12 protein-coding genes are annotated in these 20,489 nt (G+C 59.9%); 7 read left to right on the top strand and 5 right to left on the bottom strand.

Going from position 1 to position 20,489, the window contains the following annotated elements:
* The first annotated feature begins 28 nt into the window (after positions 1-28).
* From ISN39_RS17680 to ISN39_RS17655, 6 genes are all read left to right on the top strand, one after another.
* Positions 29-508, top strand: coding sequence for a formate dehydrogenase subunit gamma (locus ISN39_RS17680; RefSeq protein ID WP_194728361.1), 480 nt, complete (start codon positions 29-31; stop codon positions 506-508).
* Complete coding sequence (locus tag ISN39_RS17675; protein ID WP_194728360.1) at positions 505-2,061, top strand: NADH-quinone oxidoreductase subunit NuoF; 1,557 nt, start codon at positions 505-507, stop codon at positions 2,059-2,061. The genes ISN39_RS17680 and ISN39_RS17675 overlap by 4 nt, the downstream gene beginning before the upstream one ends.
* 6 nt (positions 2,062-2,067) lie before the next feature.
* Positions 2,068-4,947 carry a formate dehydrogenase subunit alpha gene (gene fdhF / locus ISN39_RS17670; RefSeq protein WP_194728359.1) on the top strand — a complete coding sequence of 960 codons (2,880 nt, stop codon included), beginning with the start codon at positions 2,068-2,070 and terminating at the stop codon, positions 4,945-4,947.
* Positions 4,947-5,774, top strand: a complete 828-nt coding sequence (fdhD, locus tag ISN39_RS17665; RefSeq protein ID WP_194728358.1) for a formate dehydrogenase accessory sulfurtransferase FdhD — start codon at positions 4,947-4,949, stop codon at positions 5,772-5,774. The genes fdhF and fdhD overlap by 1 nt, the downstream gene beginning before the upstream one ends.
* On the top strand, positions 5,764-6,009 hold the full coding sequence (locus ISN39_RS17660) for a formate dehydrogenase subunit delta (RefSeq protein WP_074069886.1): 246 nt from the start codon (positions 5,764-5,766) through the stop codon (positions 6,007-6,009). Before fdhD ends, ISN39_RS17660 begins: the two co-directional genes overlap by 11 nt.
* A 91-nt stretch (positions 6,010-6,100) precedes the next feature.
* The gene (locus tag ISN39_RS17655; protein ID WP_194728357.1) at positions 6,101-7,759 is read left to right on the top strand and encodes an OFA family MFS transporter; all 1,659 of its coding nucleotides are present in this window, start codon (positions 6,101-6,103) and stop codon (positions 7,757-7,759) included.
* Positions 7,760-7,872: 113 nt separating this feature from the next.
* Here the strand turns inward: ISN39_RS17655 and ISN39_RS17650 are convergent, their stop codons facing one another.
* The 3 genes from ISN39_RS17650 to rocF all read right to left on the bottom strand — a co-directional run bounded on the left by ISN39_RS17650 (position 7,873) and on the right by rocF (position 10,725).
* A complete protein-coding gene (locus ISN39_RS17650) occupies positions 7,873-8,349 on the bottom strand; it encodes a chemotaxis protein CheW (RefSeq protein ID WP_027511677.1) in 477 nt (158 codons plus the stop codon).
* Positions 8,350-8,577: 228 nt separating this feature from the next.
* Positions 8,578-9,777 (bottom strand): ornithine--oxo-acid transaminase, encoded by a 1,200-nt coding sequence (rocD, locus tag ISN39_RS17645; protein WP_074069883.1) that lies wholly within the window; start codon positions 9,775-9,777, stop codon positions 8,578-8,580.
* A 12-nt stretch (positions 9,778-9,789) separates the two neighbouring features.
* Entirely contained in the window at positions 9,790-10,725 is a 936-nt protein-coding gene (gene rocF / locus ISN39_RS17640; RefSeq protein ID WP_194728356.1) for an arginase, read from the bottom strand.
* Positions 10,726-10,857: 132 nt separating this feature from the next.
* On the opposite strand from rocF, the gene ISN39_RS17635 reads away from it, so the two are divergent.
* Positions 10,858-11,286, top strand: coding sequence for an Lrp/AsnC family transcriptional regulator (locus tag ISN39_RS17635; RefSeq protein WP_194728355.1), 429 nt, complete (start codon positions 10,858-10,860; stop codon positions 11,284-11,286).
* On the opposite strand, the gene ISN39_RS17630 is transcribed toward ISN39_RS17635, so the two are convergent.
* Both ISN39_RS17630 and ISN39_RS17625 read right to left on the bottom strand, forming a co-directional pair.
* A complete protein-coding gene (locus ISN39_RS17630; RefSeq protein ID WP_194728354.1) occupies positions 11,283-18,350 on the bottom strand; it encodes a translocation/assembly module TamB domain-containing protein in 7,068 nt (2,355 codons plus the stop codon). The genes ISN39_RS17635 and ISN39_RS17630 overlap by 4 nt on opposite strands.
* Before the next feature lie 62 nt (positions 18,351-18,412).
* A complete protein-coding gene (locus ISN39_RS17625; RefSeq protein ID WP_194728353.1) occupies positions 18,413-20,335 on the bottom strand; it encodes an autotransporter assembly complex family protein in 1,923 nt (640 codons plus the stop codon).
* Positions 20,336-20,489: the final 154 nt, after the last annotated feature.

Raw genomic sequence — 20,489 nt, 5'->3', positions numbered from 1 at the left:
ACAGCAAAGCCTCGGGAGGCCTGCCGAAATGAATGCTCATGTCGCCAATGGCGATATTGCCGAACGCACGCGCGCGATTGTTGGTGCCTTGCGCTCTCTTGAAGGCCCGCTCCTTCCAATCCTTCACGAAGTCCAGGATGAATTCGGCTATGTGCCGCACGAAGCGCTGCCGGTTATTGCGAGCGAGCTCAATCTCTCGCGCGCCGAAGTGCATGGTGTGATGACGTTCTATCACGATTATCGCGATCATCCTGCCGGCCGCCATGTCCTGAAGCTCTGTCGTGCCGAGGCCTGTCAGTCGATGGGCGGCGATGCTGTCGCCGATCGTATGAAAACGCTGCTCGGTGTCGATTTCCATCAGACCGCGCTCGACGGCAGCGTGACCTTGGAGCCAGTTTACTGTCTCGGGCTCTGCGCTTGCGCGCCCGCAGCCATGCTCGACGGCGAGCTCTATGGGCGGGTCGATGATGAGATAATTGCCGACCTCGTTGCGCAGGTGCGGCGATGAGCGTGACGATTTTTGTTCCGCGCGACGCCGCAGCGCTAGCGCTCGGTGCCGAGAAGGTGGCTGAAGCGGTTACCCAGGAGATCGCAGCCCGCGGCATCGATGCGAAGATCGTGCGCAACGGCTCGCGCGGAATGTTCTGGCTAGAACCTCTGGTGGAGGTCGAGGTATCCGGCAAGCGCATCGGCTACGGGCCGGTAAAAGTGAAGGATGTCGCTGCACTTTTCGATGCGGGGTTGGTCCGCGGTGGCGATCACGCGCTCTGTCTGGGGGAGGTCGAAAGCCTCCCATTCCTCAAGGAACAGACCCGCCTGACCTTCGCCCGCTGCGGCGTCGTCGATCCGCTTTCTTTGAAAGATTATGAGGCACATGGCGGCCTTGCCGGCCTTCGCCGCGCGGCGGCCATGGCTCCCGCAGACGTGGTCAAGGAGGTGACCGATTCCGGTCTTCGCGGCCGCGGCGGTGCTGGTTTTCCAACCGGCATCAAATGGAAGACGGTACTCGATGCCGCGGGCGAGCGGAAATACATCGTCTGCAATGCAGACGAAGGCGACAGCGGCACCTTCGCAGACCGCATGATCATGGAGGGTGATCCCTTCGTGCTGATCGAAGGCATGGCAATTGCCGGGCTCGCGACGGGTGCGACGAAGGGCTTCATCTATATCCGCTCGGAATATCCCCATGCGATCGCGACAATGACGGAAGCGGTCGAGGTCGCCGGCGGCGCCGGCATTCTCGGCGCTTCGGTACTCAGTTCTGGCCGCGCGTTCGATATTGAAGTCAGAACCGGTGCGGGCGCTTATGTCTGCGGCGAGGAAACGTCGCTGCTGAACAGCCTGGAAGGCAAGCGCGGCGTCGTGCGCGCCAAGCCGCCGCTGCCGGCGCACAAGGGACTCTTTGCCTGTCCCACGGTCATCAATAACGTGATCTCGCTGGCCTCCGTTCCGGTCATCCTGGACAAAGGGGCTGTTTTTTACCGCGATTTCGGGATGGGCCGGTCGCGCGGCACAATCCCGCTGCAGATCGCCGGGAACGTCAAGCATGGCGGTCTTTATGAGGCGGCCTTCGGGCTATCACTCGGCGATATCGTCGACAGGATCGGCGGCGGGACAGCAACGGGCCGGCCGGTGAAGGCGGTGCAGGTCGGCGGTCCGCTTGGTGCCTATTTCCCAAGGACACTCTTCGATACGCCTTTTGACTACGAAGCCTTTGCTGCCAAGGACGGCCTCATCGGCCATGCGGGCATCGTCATATTCGACGACACCGTGGACATGCTGAAACAGGCGCGGTTCGCCATGGAATTCTGTGCGGTCGAAAGCTGCGGCAAGTGCACGCCCTGTCGCATCGGCTCCACGCGCGGCGTCGAAACTGCAGACAAGATCGCGCAAGGAATCGAGCCGGAGAAGAACCGGGCATTACTCGCCGATCTCTGCAACACCATGAAATTCGGTTCGCTTTGCGCACTTGGTGGTTTCACGCCCTATCCGGTGACGAGCGCGATGACGCACTTCCCGGACGATTTCGCGCCAACACCCCTCATCGAAGCGGCGGAGTAAGGATCCATGTCTCTCGTTCACGAAATCGACTACGGCACCCCAGCTTCGAAATCCGAAACAAGCGTGACGCTGACCATCGATGGCCGTCAGATCAGCGTGCCGGAGGGTACGTCCGTCATGCGCGCCTCGATGGAGGCCGGAATTCAAGTGCCGAAGCTTTGTTCGACCGATATGGTCGACGCCTTTGGCTCCTGCCGCCTCTGTCTCGTGGAGATCGAAGGCCGTAATGGGACGCCCGCATCCTGCACGACGCCGGTTGCAGCGGGCATGGTGGTCCATACGCAGACCGGACGCCTCAAGGATATTCGCCGCGGGGTGATGGAGCTCTACATTTCCGATCACCCGCTCGACTGTCTGACCTGTGCTGCCAACGGCGATTGCGAGTTGCAGGATATGGCAGGCGCCGTCGGCTTGCGCGACGTTCGCTACGGTTATGAAGGCGACAATCACGTCAAGGCACGCAACAACGGCGACAGCAATCTCAAATGGATGCCGAAGGACGAGTCGAACCCGTATTTCACCTATGATCCGTCAAAGTGCATTGTCTGCTCCCGCTGCGTGCGTGCCTGCGAGGAAGTGCAGGGAACCTTTGCGCTGACGATCGAGGGCCGCGGTTTCGGCTCGCGTGTTTCGCCGGGCATGCACGAGCACTTCATCGATTCCGAATGCGTTTCATGCGGTGCCTGCGTGCAGGCCTGCCCGACGGCGACGCTGACCGAAAAATCGGTCATCCAAATCGGCCAGCCGGAACATTCGGTGGTGACCACCTGTGCTTATTGCGGCGTCGGCTGCTCGTTCAAGGCGGAGATGCGCGGTGAGGAGCTGGTGCGCATGGTGCCGTGGAAGGACGGCCAGGCCAACCGCGGGCATTCCTGCGTCAAGGGGCGTTTTGCCTATGGCTACTCGGCGCATAAGGACCGGATCCTCAATCCGATGATCCGCGAGAAGGTCACCGACCCTTGGCGTGAAGTGACCTGGGACGAGGCTTTTGCGCACGTGGCGTCGGAATTCCGCCGCATCCAGTATCAGTATGGCCGCGATTCGATCGGCGGCATAACGTCGTCGCGTTGCACGAACGAGGAGACGTTCCTCGTTCAGAAACTCGTGCGCGCGGGCTTCGGCAACAACAATGTCGATACCTGTGCTCGCGTCTGCCATTCGCCGACGGGCTATGGCCTTGGCCAGGCCTTCGGCACCTCTGCCGGTACCCAGAATTTCGACAGTGTCGAGGATTCGGATGTCGTCATCGTCATTGGTGCCAATCCGACGGACGGCCATCCGGTCTTTGCCTCGCGACTGAAAAAACGGCTGCGTCAGGGCGCCAAGCTGATCGTCATCGACCCGCGGCGCATCGATCTCGTCAAAACACCGCATGTCGAGGCTGCCTATCACCTGCCCCTGAAGCCCGGCACAAATGTCGCTGTCATGACGTCGCTGGCGCATGTAATCGTGACCGAAGGGCTCTATGACGAAGCCTTCATTCGCGAGCGCTGCGATTGGTCTGAATTCGAAGATTGGGCGGCTTTCGTCTCGGAGCCCTATCACAGCCCGGAAGAGACCGAGAAGTTCACCGGCGTTCCGGCGCAATCCGTTCGTGGCGCAGCGCGCCTTTATGCGCGCGGCGGAAACGGGGCGATCTACTACGGCCTCGGCGTCACCGAGCACAGCCAGGGTTCCACGACCGTTATGGCGATCGCAAACCTGGCGATGGCGACCGGCAATATCGGCCGTCCGGGCGTCGGCGTTAACCCGCTGCGCGGCCAGAACAATGTGCAGGGCTCCTGCGACATGGGTTCCTTCCCGCACGAGCTGCCGGGTTACCGCCATATCTCGGACGATGCGACGCGCGATATCTTCGAAAAGCTGTGGGGCGTCAAACTCAACAACGAACCCGGACTTCGCATCCCGAACATGCTGGACGCCGCCGTGGATGGCACGTTCAAGGGTTTGTATGTCCAAGGCGAGGACATTCTCCAATCCGATCCGGATACGAAGCATGTGGCGGCCGGTCTTGCTGCAATGGAATGCGTCGTGGTTCAGGATCTCTTCCTGAACGAGACGGCAAACTACGCGCATGTCTTCCTGCCGGGCTCGACCTTCCTGGAAAAGGACGGCACTTTTACCAACGCCGAGCGTCGTATCAACCGCGTGCGCAAGGTCATGACGCCCCGCAACGGTTATGGCGATTGGGAGGTGACGCAGAAGCTGGCACAAGCCATGGGGCTCAGCTGGAATTACCAGCATCCGTCCGAGATCATGGATGAGATCGCGGCAACGACACCGAGCTTCGCGCTGGTTTCATACGACTACCTGGAAAAGATGGGATCGGTTCAGTGGCCCTGCAACGAAAAGTCCCCGCAAGGTTCGCCGATCATGCATGTGAACGGCTTTGTTCGCGGCAAGGGCAAGTTCATCCGGACGGAATATGTCGCGACTGACGAACGGACCGGACCGCGCTTCCCGCTTCTGCTGACGACCGGCCGTGTCCTCAGCCAGTATAATGTCGGCGCCCAGACGCGGCGCACCGACAACGTCGTCTGGCATGCCGAGGACCGGCTGGAAATCCATGCGCATGATGCCGAAATGCGCGGTATTCGCGATGGCGACTGGGTGAAGCTTGCCAGCCGCTCCGGCGATACGTCGCTGCGGGCGCTGATTACCGATCGCGTCGCACCCGGTGTCGTCTACACGACCTTCCATCATCCGAACACGCAGGCAAACGTCATCACCACCGATTTTTCCGACTGGGCGACGAACTGCCCGGAATACAAGGTGACGGCGGTACAGGTCTCGCCGTCGAACGGCCCTTCACAGTGGCAGACCGAATATGACGAGCAGGCACGTCAAAGCCGTCGCATTGCCGGCAAGCTGGAAGCGGCCGAATAATGGAAAGGCGGGCGGCGCGCATTTCCGTCAAACGCATCGCCCGAAAGGGCGGGGTCGTGATGCCGGGTGAGCGCGTCGTGCCGGAGGAGATACCGGTTGCCTTTTCCTACGGCGGCACGGCGCATGCGGTAATGATGGCGACGCCGGAGGACATAGAAGACTTTGCGATCGGATTCAGCCTGACGGAAGGCATAATTCAGGACGCGGGCCAGATCTCCGCAATCGAAATCGTCGATGAGCCGCAGGGTATCGATGTCCAGGTAACGCTGACAGACGATGTCGCCGACGCGTTGCGTGCGCGCCGACGCAGCATAGCTGGACCGGTTGGTTGCGGGCTTTGCGGCATCGAATCGATCGATCAGGCTGTCCGTCCGGTGCCCGATGTTTCCTCTGCGGATCTCAAGCTGACGCATGGCGACATCGTCCGAGCCGTCTCGCTCCTTAATGCCGCCCAGCCGCTTCACAGGGAAACACGTGCGGTCCACGGAGCGGGCTTCTACATTCCTGGTAAAGGTTTGCTCGCCGTTCGCGAGGATGTCGGCAGGCACAATGCACTCGACAAGCTCTGTGGAGCTGTCATTGGCACCGGAACGACCGGCTCAAAGGGGGCTGTAGCCGTCACGAGTCGGCTGTCGGTCGAGATGGTGCAGAAAGCCGCGATCCTGGGAAGCTCTGTCCTCATCGCGATTTCTGCGCCGACGGCTCTTGCCATCCGAACTGCCGAGCAAGCCGGCATGACGCTCGTTGCGCTTGTGCGCGGCGATGACTTCGAGATTTTCACCCACCCGCACCGTATTTTGCCTGAAAGCATTGCCGATGTCGCATGATCCGCATTCAAAGCTCGTCTACATGGCCAACCAAATTGCGACCTTTTTCAAGAGCCAGCCTGAGAGCGAGGCAGCTCAAGGTGTTGCGACGCATATCAACAAATTCTGGGAGCCGCGCATGCGGCGGCAATTGTTTGAAATTCTCGAAAGGGACGACAACCGCTTGAACGCGCTCGTCATTCAAGCCGCACCTCTGATCCGCAGGCCCGAACCGGCCGAATCAATCCGGAAATAAATATCGATTTCACGCTGGAGGGGGCACAGGCATTTCGCCTGCTCAAGCATGAATTATTGCAAGAAAAGTCTTTAATCAGGAGGAATTATTCATGACTGCAGCGGACACAGATACCACAGGTGATTTAGCCGAACTTGGCCTGCTTGATCGGGAGAGGATCATTGCTAAGCCGGGTTTCAATCGCTGGCTTGTGCCGCCGGCAGCGCTCGCCATACATCTTTGCATCGGCATGGCTTACGGCTTCAGCGTCTTCTGGCTGCCGCTTTCGAAATCGCTCGGGATCACGGCATCGACGGCATGCCCCGATCTGACGCTCGCGTCCGCGCTGTTCACGACGATATGTGATTGGCGTGTCGCCGACCTCGGCTGGATCTATACCCTCTTCTTCGTTCTGCTCGGTTGCTCCGCCGCCATCTGGGGCGGCTGGCTGGAGCGTTCCGGACCGCGCAAAGCGGGCTTTGTATCCGCTTGCTGCTGGTGCGGCGGCATTCTCGTTGCTGCCTTGGGCGTGATGACGCATCAGCTGTGGCTGATGTGGCTCGGCGCCGGCGTCATCGGCGGCATCGGTCTCGGCCTCGGGTACATTTCGCCGGTGTCGACGCTCATTAAGTGGTTTCCGGACCGCCGCGGCATGGCGACGGGCATGGCCATCATGGGGTTTGGCGGCGGGGCGATGATCGGCGCACCGCTCGCCAACCTGCTGATGAACTATTTCAAGACCGACACCTCGGTTGGCGTCTGGCAAACCTTCATCGTTATGGCGATCATCTATTTCGGCTTCATGATGGGCGGTGCGTTCGGTTATCGCATTCCACCCGCCGGCTGGCGTCCGGAAGGCTGGACCGCCCCTGCAGCCAAGAGCGCGATGATCACCACCAAGCACGTTCACCTGCGCGATGCGCACAGGACGAAGCAGTTCTGGCTGATCTGGGCGGTGCTCTGCCTCAACGTGTCGGCAGGTATCGGCGTTATCGGCATGGCCTCGCCGATGTTGCAGGAAATCTTTGCTGGTTTGCTGATCGGTTTGCCGGATGTTGGCTTTGCGCAGCTTGACGCGGCGCAGAAAGCATCCATCGCCACGATCGCTGCCGGGTTCGCCGGACTTCTGTCGCTCTTCAACATTGGCGGCCGCTTCTTCTGGGCCTCGCTCTCCGACAGAATCGGCCGCAAGAACACCTATTATTGCTTTTTCATCCTCGGTATCGCGCTTTATGCACTTGCGCCAACCTTTGCGGGCATGGGCAACAAGGCGCTCTTCGTCCTCGCCTTCGCCATCATACTCTCGATGTATGGCGGCGGTTTCTCGACAATTCCGGCCTATCTTGCCGATATTTTCGGCACGCAATTCGTCGGCGCTATCCACGGCCGCCTACTGACAGCGTGGGCAACCGCCGGCATCGTTGGTCCTGTGGTCGTGAACTATATTCGCGAAGCGCAGATAGCAGCCGGTGTTGCGCCGGGACCGGCTCTCTACACAGGGACCATGTATATCCTGGCTGGCATGCTGGCGCTGGGTCTGATTGCCAACGCCCTCGTCCGGCCGCTTGCCAGCAAGTGGTTCATGTCCGATGAGGAGGTCGCAGCACTTCAGGCGAAATCCGCAGCCGCAAGCATAGGCCCGACCGGCTCGTTCGGTATCGGCGAAGGCGGCTTCGACGCGAAGGCTCTGCTTGCTTGGGCCGTCGTCGGCATCCCGCTGCTTTGGGGCGTATGGGTCACGCTGAAGGCAACCTTTGCACTGTTCGGTTGATTTGACCATTCTCGAAAATCAAGGCACGCGCGTCGGCGCGTGCTTTTTTAATGGTGCGCCACCATTAAAAAAGCCGCCTTGCGGCGGCTTCTCCGGAAATCATGCTTCGGTGGCTACGCTGCCAGTTCGTCGGTTTCGTTTTCCTTGAACATCTTGGCAAGGTTCAGGAAGCAGATCATGCCGTTCTCCGAGGCGATGACGCCTTCGCAGTAAGCGCGATCGAAGGATGCCGTCACTTCCGGTACGGGCTGAACCTGGCTGGAGGCAATCGTCAGAATGTCGGAGACGCGGTCGACAAGCATGCCGATGACCATGCTGTGCACTTCGGCGACAACGATGGCGCTTCGCTCATTGGCGACGGTGCTCTTCATGCCGAGCTTATAGGCGAGATCGATGATCGGGATAACTGAGCCGCGAAGGTTCATGACGCCGATGACATCAGCGGGCGCATGCGGGATCGGCGTCGAGGGCGCCCAGCCGCGGATTTCGCGGATGGTGGTCGTCTTTACGCAGAACTCCTGATCATGCAGGCGGAATGCGATGATCTCGAGAGTGTCGCCGCTGAAGTTATTTGAGTTGATCGTCGTCATTAGAAAGTCTTCCCAAGCCCGGCAGAAGCGGCTGCGCCACCATTGGCGCGAACACCCCGTGCCTTCACACCACGCGACGCCCTCGCAATGATCTTCGAGGCCTCGTTACGGTTATCCGGGACATTACCGGAAGAGTGTTGCACAAATCTAAATTGTCACAGGAGACCACAAGGTTTTTGGGTTCATTCGCGGTCTTGCATCAACAATAGAAACGAGAAGGTGCTTGCCTTATGCGATCGTCTTCTCGATCTCAGAGATCGCCCATTCCACCTGTTCCTTGGTGATGACGAGCGGCGGCGCCAGGCGGATCGTATTTTCATGCGTATCCTTTGCCAGCAGGCCCCGTTCCTTGAGATTATAGCAGTACTGCCGCGCGCCGCCTGCTTCCGGCTCCAGCTCGATCGCCATCATCAGGCCGCGGCCGCGCACGTCCTTGACGATGTTGGAGCGGATCGACCTCAGGCCGTCGAGGAAGTATGCACCCATCTTCTCGGCATTTTCGATCATGCCTTCCTCAGTGAGCACCTTCAGCGCCGCACGCGCGACGGCGCAAGCAAGAGGGTTGCCTCCAAACGTCGAGCCATGCTGGCCGGGTTTCAGCACGCCGAGAACTTCCGAGTTGGAAAGGACGGCCGATACCGGATAGAAACCACCGGAAAGCGCCTTGCCGATCAGCGTCACGTCGGCTTCAATGCCCTCATGCTCCTCCGCCAGGAATTTGCCCGTCCGGCCGAGACCTGTCTGGATCTCGTCGAGGATCAGCGTGACGTTGTTGGCAGTGCACAACTCACGGACACGCTTGAAATATCCCTCAGGCGGGATGATGACACCGGCTTCGCCCTGGATCGGCTCGATGAGGGCGGCAACGGTGTTCTCGTTGATGGTGGCGGCGAAGGCTTCCGCATCGCCGAAGGGAACCATGCGAAAGCCTGGCGTATAGGGGCCGAAGCCGGCACGTGCGTCCGGATCGGTGGAAAAGCTGACGATAGTGAGCGTCCGGCCATGGAAGTTATCGGCGCAGACGATGATCTCCGCCTTTCCTTCCGGAACGCCCTTTACTTCATAGCCCCATTTGCGAACCGCCTTGATGGCCGTCTCAACGGCTTCGGCGCCGGAGTTCATCGGCAGGATCTTGTGAGAGCCGGTGAGCGTGGCCAGCTCCTCATAGAGATGTGCGAGCTGGTCGTTGCGGAATGCGCGCGAGGTAAGAGTGAGCTTTCCGGCCTGTTCGACCATCGCCGCCAGGATCTTCGGATGGCAGTGTCCCTGATTGACCGCCGAATAGGCGGAAAGGCAATCTAGATACCGCTTGCCGTCCGTATCCCAGACGTACACCCCTTCGCCGCGGGTCAGGACGACGTCGAGCGGCTTGTAGTTATGCGCACCAAGCTGGTGTTCGGTGGCGATCAGATCTGCGGATGTGCTCATGGCTGCTTCCCCTTATGCGGCGCGTGTCGGACGATCGAAGATGCGGCGGCCGAAGAGGCTTGCCGTCAGTTCCACGAGAACGCGGGCACTCTTGCCGCGATCGTCCAGAAACGGATTGAGCTCGACGAGATCAAGCGACGAAACGAGCCCGCTATCGGAGAGCATTTCCATGACGAGGTGCGCTTCGCGAAATGTCGCGCCGCCCGGGACGGTGGTGCCGACGCCAGGTGCGATATCCGGGTCGAGGAAATCGACGTCGAGGCTTACATGCAGAAGGCCGTTCGCTTTTTCGATTGTGCTGACGATATGGCGCATGGTGGCTGCGATGCCCTGCTCATCGATCGAGCGCATGTCGAAGACGTTGACGCCGTGCTTTTGGATTTCCACGCGTTCGGACGGATCGACGGAGCGGATGCCAACCTGGAACACATTGCGCGGGTCAACGAGGGGCCGGTCCTTAGGCAGGATTTCGGCGACCTCGGCCTGACCGCTGAAGAAAGCGACGGGCATGCCATGCATATTGCCGGAAGGCGACGTCGCCGGCGAATTGAAGTCGGAATGGGCGTCGAGCCAGAGCACGAAGAGCGGGCGGTCTTTTTCGGCCGCGTAACGTGCCATGCCGGAGACACTGCCCATCGACAGGCTGTGGTCGCCGCCGAGAATCAGCGGGAAGCGTCCGGCCGCAGCGGCCTCGTAGGTGCTGGCTTCGAGCGCACGCGTATAGGCGCCAATGAGACGCAGATTGTGCGCCTTCGGATGGTTCGGAAGGTCACGTGCCGGAACGACGTGGATGTCGCCTTCATCGCGCACATCGTGGCCGAGGTCTATCAGTGTCTGGTCCACACCGGCAATGCGTAGCGCTGCCGGCCCCATCGCCGCCCCGCGCCGGCCCGAGCCTTCCTCTACCGGAACACCAATGAGTGTGACTGATCGAGATTGAACTTCCATTCTGGGCGCTCCGGATTCGAAATTGGATTAGCGCATATTCGGATATCGACGTGACGGCAAAAAGATGGAAAAGTGTCAGAAATGAAATCCGATTATGCACTTTGCTAAGTGTGTTTCGACAAAGTGATCGCCATGGACGACCTTGATCAAGAACTTCTAAGCGCGCTTCGCCATAATGCTAGAACGCCGGTATCCTCTCTCGCCGCGATGACTGGCGCGTCGCGCGCGACCGTTGCCGCCCGTATCGACCGGCTTGTTGAAAGCGGCACCATTGCCGCTTTTACCATCCGGACCGGCCATGAAACGCGCGCCGCCGGCGTTCGTGCCATCGTCATGATCGAGGTACTCGGCAAGCTCGCCGACCGAGTAGCCGATCAGTTGCGCGGTCTCCCGCAGGTACGCGCGCTGCACAGCACCAACGGCAAATGGGATTTCGTCGCGGAGCTTGAGGATCGCGATCTCGTCTCCTTCGATGAGACGCTCCGCCGTATCCGGCTCATCAACGGCATCAATTCGACTGAAACCAGTATCCTGCTGAAAACCCGGAAGTCCGGATTCTAGTATTCATGTTCGTAGACGATGCCGGCTTCGCCGGCGCCATTTCCACCCCCAGCACCACGTAATTTCACGCCACGCCCGACATCGAGATTGATGACTGCCTTGGCGCCTGCTTCGCCGCCTTGCTGCAACTCGAAATAGGTGCGCTCGTTCAGATAGCGGCCGACGCTGACACTTGTCTGCCCCTTCTCGTCGGTGCTGATGTTGAGGTCGTCGACACCAAGTTGGTTGCGGAGCCCCTCGAAAAGCGAGGTCGAACGTCCACCCGCCAGCTGGCTCACCGCATCGGCGAGCTGCGCGATCTGGACCGGCGAGAGCTTCGACATCGATTGGCCGAATATGAGCTGCGCCAGCACTTCATCCTGCGGCAAGGTCGGCGAGGACGAGAAGGTGATCGAGGGATCTGTCGCAAGTCCCGTGACATCGACGGTGAGCGTCGTCGTTCCCGAAGTGGAGCTCGCTTCCATATCGAGCGCCGGCGTCAAGTCGCCAGCAAACGTAATGCGGCTCTTGTCGGTGAAGTTCAGGCGGCGATTAAGCATGGTCAAGCGTCCGCGACGCATGGTGAAGCCGCCGGAAACGACGGGCGTTGCCGCCGTTCCTCTGATCGTGACACTGCCTCCAAGTTCCGAATCGATGCCGCGGCCGCGGACGAAGATTTTCGACGGCGCGCTAATCTGCAGGTCGAGCGCGAGCGTCGTTGATTTCTCGCCGGCCTTCTGCGCGTTTTCGTCGCGCAGCTGGGCACGCACCGCAGGTGGTGCATTCACGTGCTTAATGTTGATTTCGCGCAGTGAAGTCGGCAGCTTGTCCGGCACGGTGATCGATGCTTTTTCGACGTTCAACCTGCCGCTCAGCACCGGGTTGGTGAGAAGCGGACCCCGCAGACCGAGATTGCCATCGACCGTCGCGACGACAAGCGTTCCGTCAACATAGACTGCCTTGTCCAGCCTAACCTCGATGTTTACCGGATAGCCGCTGCCCGGCCGGATCCCGACCGTACCGCTCGCCGTAACGCTGCCGCCGCTCGCGAAATTGCCGCTTAGGCGGGAAATGGTGGCCTGCTCGCCATTCATGGTGATGTTGGCGACGACATTGTCGAGCGCAAGGTTCCTGCGGACATCGACCAGCTTGGCGCCGCTGGTCGCGATAGACCCGTTGATGACGGGGCCGGCGGCCGTGCCGGTGATACGGAGGTCTATGTCGGCGGTACCGTCCGCGACAAAGCCCTGTTGCGCCAACTGTGCAGCCAAGATGGCAAAGGGGAGGTTGCCGCGGAATTGCAGGTTGAGGGCCCGACTGCCGGTGATCGCAACGGTGCCGCCACCCTTCATCGAAAGGCCGCTGTCGCCGGTAAGGTCGGTATCGATGGTGAGTGTGTTATCGGCGAGCTCGCCGTTCGCGGTGATTGCGAAAGGCGAGAGCCCGGCGCCTTTGGTTTGGCTGGTCGCCGCATTCTTCCAGTTGAGCTTGAAATCAACCTTCGGAGCGGAAAGCGGCCCCGAAACCGATGCGGTTCCGGAGATCGTTCCTTCGGCGGCGAGGCCCGGTACGAAACCGTTTGCCACGCTCGCCGGAAGATTGGAGACATTGGCGTCCACCTTGAGGCTCTTGACGACTGTGCCCTCTATCATGACATTGCCGCCGGCTTTCAGCGTGACGTTGTCAGCGCCGTTCATGTTAGCATCGAAGTCGAGCCTGTTGTTCGCAAGCTTGCCGGTCGCGTTCACCGCGAGCTGGGACAGTCCTGCCTTCTTGGTGTGGCTGGTTGCCGCGTTCTTCCAGTTGAGTTTGAAATCGGCTGTCGGGGAAGCAAGGCTTCCCTCAGCCACAACCGTGCCAGAAAGGACACCTTCTGCCGCAAGGCCTGGCACGAAATTGTTGGCGATGCCTGCCGGTAGATCGGCAATGTCGGCGTCCACCTTCAGGCTCTCGACTGTCTTGCCGGCAATTGCGACATTGCCGATAGCTTTCAACGAAGCTCCGTCAGCACCGCTCGCATTCGCGTCGAAATCGAGCTTGTTGTCGGCAAACTTTCCGGTCGCGCTGAGGTTCAGCGACGACAGCTTGGCGCCCTTCGTCTGACTTGTCGCCAAGTCCTTCCAATCGAGTCTGAAATCAACGGCAGGTGAGGAGAGCGTCCCAGAGGCTGTCACCGTTCCCGAAACGGTACCCCCGGCAGCCAGGCCCGGGACGAAGCCGTTTGCGATGCTTGCTGGAACGTTGGTGACGTTCGCGTCAATCTCCAAGCTCTGAATAGTCTTTTCAGCAACAACGACCTTACCCGCCGCTTTCAAAGCCACGCCATCGGCGGCATTCGCACTTGTATCGAAGTCGAGCCTGTTATCGGCAAATTTGCCAGTGGCGCTCAGCCCGAGCGCTTTCAATCCGGCACCCTTGGTCTGGCTTGTGGCTGCGTCTTTCCAGTCGAGGTCGAAATCGACGGCCGGCGCAGCAAGTGTTCCCGATGCCTTGGCAGTTCCGGAGATCGTGCCCTCCGCGGCAAGTGCGGGCACGAAGCTGTTTGCAATGCTTGCCGGGACATTGTTGAGATTGGCATTCACGTCGAGACTTTGGACCGCCGTGCCGGCGATAACAATGCTCCCGTCCGCGCTCAGTCCCGTGTTGGCTGCCCCGGTCAGATCTGCATCGAAGTCGAGCTTGTTATCTGCGAGTTTGCCGGTGGCGCTCAGGCCGAACGGAGCAAGCTTTGCCTGTTTCGTCTGGCTCGTGGCTGCGTCTTTCCAGTCGAGGTCGAAATCGACGGCCGGCGCAGCAAGTGTTCCCGATGCCTTGGCAGTTCCGGAGATCGTGCCCTCCGCGGCAAGTGCGGGCACGAAGCTGTTTGCAATGCTTGCCGGGACATTGTTGAGATTGGCATTCACGTCGAGACTTTGGACCGCCGTGCCGGCGATAACAATGCTCCCGTCCGCGCTCAGTCCCGTGTTGGCTGCCCCGGTCAGATCTGCATCGAAGTCAAGCTTGTTATCTGCGAGTTTGCCGGTGGCGCTCAGGCCGAACGGAGCAAGCTTTGCCTGTTTCGTCTGGCTCGTGGCTGCGTCTTTCCAGTCGAGGTCGAAATCGACGGCCGGCGCAGCAAGTGTTCCCGATGCCTTGGCAGTTCCAGAGATCGTTCCTTCGGCGGCAAGTGCGGGCACGAAGCTGTTTGCAATGCTTGCCGGGACATTGTTGAGATTGGCATTCACGTCGAGGTTTTGGACCGCCGTGCCGGCAATCACGACATTGCCGTTTGCCTTGAGACCCATTTCGGCTGGGCCCGATAGGTTCGCATCGAAGTCGAGCTTGTTATCGGCAAATTTGCCAGTGGCGCTCAGCCCGAGCGCTTTCAATCCGGCACCCTTGGTCTGGCTTGTGGCTGCGTCCTTCCAATCAAGATCGAAATCGACGGCCGGCGCAGCAAGTGTTCCCGATGCCTTGGCAGTTCCGGAGATCGTGCCCTCCGCGGCAAGTGCGGGCACGAAGCTGTTTGCAATGCTTGCCGGGACATTGTTGAGATTGGCATTCACGTCGAGACTTTGGACCGCCGTGCCGGCGATAACAATGCTCCCGTCCGCGCTCAGTCCCGTGTTGGCTGCCCCGGTCAGATCTGCATCGAAGTCGAGCTTGTTATCTGCGAGTTTGCCGGTGGCGCTCAGGCCGAACGGAGCAAGCTTTGCCTGTTTCGTCTGGCTCGTGGCTGCGTCTTTCCAGTCGAGGTCGAAATCGACGGCCGGCGCAGCAAGTGTTCCCGATGCCTTGGCAGTTCCGGAGATCGTGCCCTCCGCGGCAAGTGCGGGCACGAAGCTGTTTGCAATGCTTGCCGGGACATTGTTGAGATTGGCATTCACGTCGAGACTTTGGACCGCCGTGCCGGCGATAACAATGCTCCCGTCCGCGCTCAGTCCCGTGTTGGCTGCCCCGGTCAGATCTGCATCGAAGTCAAGCTTGTTATCTGCGAGTTTGCCGGTGGCGCTCAGGCCGAGCGCTTTCAATCCGGCACCCTTGGTCTGGCTTGTGGCTGCGTCCTTCCAATCAAGATCGAAATCAACGGCCGGTGCGGAGAGCCTTCCAGAAGCGGATACGGTCCCGGTTATCGCGCCTTCGGCTGCAAGATCCGGAACGAAGCCGTTGGCGATGCGCGCCGGAAGGTTGACGACATCGGCATCGATTTTCAGGCTTTGTCCGTCCGTTCCGGCCACAACAACATTTCCGCGGGATTTCAAGGACAGTCCCTCGGAACCATCGACACTTGCGTCGAAGTCGAGCTTGTTATCGGCGAATTTTCCGGTCGCGACGACGCCGAACGGCGCAAGATGCGCGCTCTTGGTGTGGCTAGTTGCGGCATTCTTCCAGTCGAGCTTGAAATCCGCAATCGGCGTCGCCGGCGTTCCCTTGACCGATACTGTGCCGGAGATGGCACCTTCGGCATTCAGCTTGGGAACGAAACCGTTGGCGAGGCTTGCGGGCAGGTCGCTGATGACCGCATTGATGTCGAGCGTCTCGCCCGCCGAGCCGGTCACCGCCACGGAACCGCTTCCGGTCTTGACCGTGAGGCCGCTCAACGCGGCCTGGCCGTTCGCAATCGCGATTTCGGCGGGTTGGGAGAGCTCAACCGGAATGTTGCGTGGTTTGCCTGAAAATCGATCGAGCCGGATCGTCGTCGCGCCTGCTTTTGTTTCAAGATCGCCTTCGGCAAGCACCGGATTATCGTCGTAGGCAGCGTTAAGATCGAACTTCGTGCGGTTCTGTTGCTGCACGAAGTTCAGCACCGGTTCAGTGAGCTTGTTGGCGCCTGCCGACATCTCGCCGGCCTTGACGATGCCGTTGGCGGAAAGGGCTTTGAGATCGGTGACGGTGATAGCGATGTCCGGTCTCACGATCGAAAACGTGTCGCGCTGCAAGCCATTTCCTGCGGCCGTCACCTTTAGCGCGATCTTGCCATTGTCGTTGGCGATGTCGAGCGCACCCTTGAGATCGCCTTGGGCTCTCTGCCCGCCGAGTGCGGCTAGCAGGCCGATATCCGGAAAATCGAAGGTGAGCGCTCCGGTCGGCTCGAAGCGTGAGGACAGTTGGACATTGCCTCGCAGCCGGTTGCTGCCGACGTCCGCACTGAAAGACGGAACGTTGATGACACCGCCTTTGGACTGCGCGTCGGCAACGATGGAAATCGGTTGGCCGTCGATCGTGACCTTGGCATTGATGGTACCTTGCGGTGCGTCAGGATCAGCCGCGCCGGAAATGTTGACGTCCAGATCACCAAGCGTGCGGCCAGCGGTGCGAAGAGTTGCGGCCTTCAGATTTGCCTTTATCGCCAGGGCTGTCAGCGGGCCGCTAGCATTGACCGTATAGCTCGCCTCGCCTTCGGCAGTTTCCAGAAGCTTCCTTACATCCGGCAGCCGCCCGGAAAGGCTGGCGGTGAGGCTTTCGCCGTCAAGCACCACGGAGCCGGCAGTTTCGATCGTTCCGGATTTGACGACGAGATCCGAGAGGTTGATCTTGGACGGAATGGTTCCGGCGATCTGTGTATCGATCGAGATCGGCGTATCGAAGCGCGACGCGATAGCAGGCGGCAGTGCCGCGGGTTGAACTGTAAGCTTCGCATTTCCCGTCAGCGTGTTGTCGGTAAGCTTGTAGGTGCCGTTGACGGTGCCGCTTGCATTGGCGCTTTCAAATGTCGTCCCGTTGAAGCCTACGCCATCGGCGGAGATTTGGAGCGGCGCGGCAAGCGTTACAGGACCTCGTACTGCCCGATTGACATCCGGGTTCAGGAACGTCGTATCACCGGCAACCATGCGCAATTGAACGGCACCGGAACGCTTGGCCAGGTTGAAAGCGTCGCTCTTTGCCGTCAGCTTTACGTTGCCGATCGTCACCTGAGGCAATGTTGCGGCATCGAGCGAAGCACTGGCGTTCAGCCGTGCCGATTGCGCATCGCCCGTGAGGGCGAGGTTTAGACCGGTCACCATGAAACGGGCTTCGCCATCGGCAAGCGGCCAACGAAAATCGACGGGGCCTGACGTACCGAGCACGTTGACGTTCAGGCTGTTGTTTCCCGCCCGATCCAGGGCGCCGGATGCCGCAATGACGACGCTGCCGGTTGCTATGTTGCCGGTCTGGATATCGAGTTTGCCTCTATTGTTGAAGGTGGCGGAGACATCGATGTTCGTCTGGCCGGAAAACAATGGCCGGAAGGCCGGCGGCAGAAGGGTGCTCAGATCGCCGCCGCCCTTGAGATCAAGATGGTGCAGGCCGTCCTGTGTGAGCGCATGATGTCCTTTGATTGAAGCGCGTTGCTGACCGTCCAGGGCGGCTTGAAGCCTGCCGTTCCAATCCGAAACCGGCCCTTCGCCATCGACGACGATATCGACTGAAGGGTCGCCCGGCAGCGATAGGAAAGCTGCAACCAGCCCCCCCTTCGGTTCAGATAGCTGCGCCTTCAGCCGCAACTGGTTCTGATCGGGCATGAACGCCAAATCAGCCGAGAGCTTGGCGTCCGGCACATCGTGACGGCTGATATTGATTACGGCATTCCCGCCATTCTGGTCGGCCTGCAGATTGCCGCGCGCCGTTAAAGTAAACGCGCGTCCCGCGAATTTCTCGCTCAGATTGATGTCCGAGATGGCGATCCTGTCGACATCGATCTTGATCGGCAGGCTGAATCCCTCGTCCTCACCGCTTGCTGGTGGTGAGGGAATGGTACGCACCGGCTTTCGGATAATATTGACCGAGCCGAGGGAGAGTTCGCTTGCGTGGAATGCGCCGCGGAGCAGCGCCAGCGGGTTCCAGTCTATCGAGAGACCGGTTATCTGCGCGAATACCCCGCGCGTATCTGAGATCGTTATCTCCGCAGCGCGTAATCCGCCGGTCAGCAGGCCGCTTGGCTCGCGGACCGCAATTTTCATGTCGCGGTTCGAAAGGGCTTCCGCGACTTCCTCCGTGACAATGCGCGAGCCGAACGAGGTGAAGCCGAGGATCGCAATGGCTATCGCGGCAAGGATCAGTGCAGCACCGGTCGCAAAGCCGATCACACGGATGGTCCAACTCACGAATTTCGTCAGCGCTTGCATGAAGGCGGAACTACCCTGTTCTCGTCATTGTTCGCGGGTTTGAAATCCGCGAACATCGCATTCTAGAATGACTGGCCGATCCCGGCATAGATGCCGTAACTCGTGCCATTCTCGTACTTGTTCAACGGTACGGCAAAATCAAGCCGCAGGGGCCCAAAAGGCGTGGCGTAACGTATTCCGATGCCGGCACCGGCCCGGATGTCGGAAAAATCGGGAAACTCCTCGCTCCCCACTGTTCCGACGTCGATGAAAGGAACGATGCCGATGGTCTCGGTGATCCTGACGCGCGCTTCCAGCGAGGCGGTGACATAGGATTTGCCGCCCGTCGCTTCATCCTCAGCGTTGTAGGGGGAAATCTCCTGATAGCCATACCCCCGAACCGAGCCGCCACCGCCGGCAAAAAAACGTCGCGTTGCGGGAATGTCCGGCAATTCTCCGCCAATCAGCAGGCCGGCCGCCACCTTGCCAGCGAAGACAACATTGTCTTCCGCGCCGATCGACTGGTAGCCGGTTATCGAACCCTCGAAGGACGAGAAGATCGTGCTGCCGAACATCTCATAGCTCGGCGTCGCTGCAAGCGTTGCACGGTACCCTTCCGTGGGGTTGAGTTTGTTGTCGCGCGCATCGCGCTCGTAGGTAAGCGGCAGGGCGAAAGTCAGATATTCATTGTCGCCGAAGGCGTCATCGTCCTTCTCGTAGCTGATTTCAGTGCTCGCCGAGGCGGTATCCTGATCCGTCAGCTCGTAAGACAGGCCGAGCGACGCGGTGATCAGGGATGCGTTGTAGGCATCGGGATTTTCGGTCTTTGCGAGAATGCCGGCCTTCAGCGTTGCGGCAGGGAAAAAGGCGCCGGGTTTGGTGAAGAGAATACCTGTCGAGTAGTCGAGATTTCCGATGTCGTTTTCGCCGAGGCGGCCAACGGTGCCCTCGATTCGAAGGGATTCCGCTTCGCCGAAAAGGTTGCGGTGTCCCCAATAACCTTGGACCCCCATGCCGTCTATCGTCGAATAATTGGCGCCGACACCGAAATAGCGCTGCTTGCCTTCCGAGACTTCGATCGTCATCGGCAACGTACCATCGGCGGCGAGGCTATCGGCTTCGTGAATGGTGACGCTCGAAAAAACGCCGAGCGCGCGCAACCGTTCGCCAGCCTTCTTGAGTGCCTCGGGAGAATAGGCTCCCCCTTTTTCAAGGCGCGAATAACGCTGGATGAACCCAGGTTTGACGGCTTTCTGCCCGGTGACGCCGATATTGCCGATCGGGGCTACCGGACCGCCTTCCGTCGCGATGACGATATCGACCGTCTTGGTGCGGTGATCGGCCACCACTTGGCGTGTGGTCAGCTTCGCAAGCGGTCGGCCCTCGCTCTTCAGCTGTTCGACGATCTTGTCCCCGGCCTTGATGATCGTCAGCGATCCGGCCACTTCGCCAGGCGCCAGGTCGTAATCGGCGGGATTGCGGCTTGCAGCATCGCCGCCGAACTGCACTTCCTTGACCCGGAAGACCGGTCCCGGCTCGATGGCGACTTGAACGGGAACGGACCTGGACCGGTCGAAGGTCGGGTTGGGAGGCAGGTCGTCGATGTTCTTTCCGTCGATCGTGATCGTCACGACGCCGCCGTAGCGCGCATTTTCATAGAGCGCCGCGATCAGGCGGTCGCGGTCGTCGCGTGCCTTGACGACAATGCCGAGATCGCCGGAAACGGGGCGTTCCTCGTCGCCGATCAGACGCGAACTATTCTCCAAAGCCTCTTTGAGATCAGGATCGGCGGTATTCGTTGTAAGATTGGCGTCGTAGCGCACAGGATCAGGCACCTGCTCGCTGTCATTCTCGTCTTCGCCAAAAATGGTAATTCCGAAAAGCTTGAATGCATGGGCCTCGCCAGTCAGAACCGGTGAAAACGCAGCCGTCGCCGCGATCACCATCATGGTGCCTGCCCGCCGATACGCAAAACCCGATTTCGGTGTCTTCCCTCTGATATGCATCCGCCGCTTTTAATTACATGCGTTGCCCAGCAATTAACAGCTTAGCGGCAAAAATGCACGAGGTGTACCGATTTAAGCTATTTTCGAGCTAATTTAGCACGAAAGATGAAAAATCCCGGTTTGCAGCCGGGATTTTAGGACCTTGGCACTCCGT

This window comes from Rhizobium sp. 007, from assembly GCF_015353075.1.
Classification (GTDB): domain Bacteria; phylum Pseudomonadota; class Alphaproteobacteria; order Rhizobiales; family Rhizobiaceae; genus Rhizobium.
This window is presented reverse-complemented; position numbering and strand designations above follow the sequence as displayed.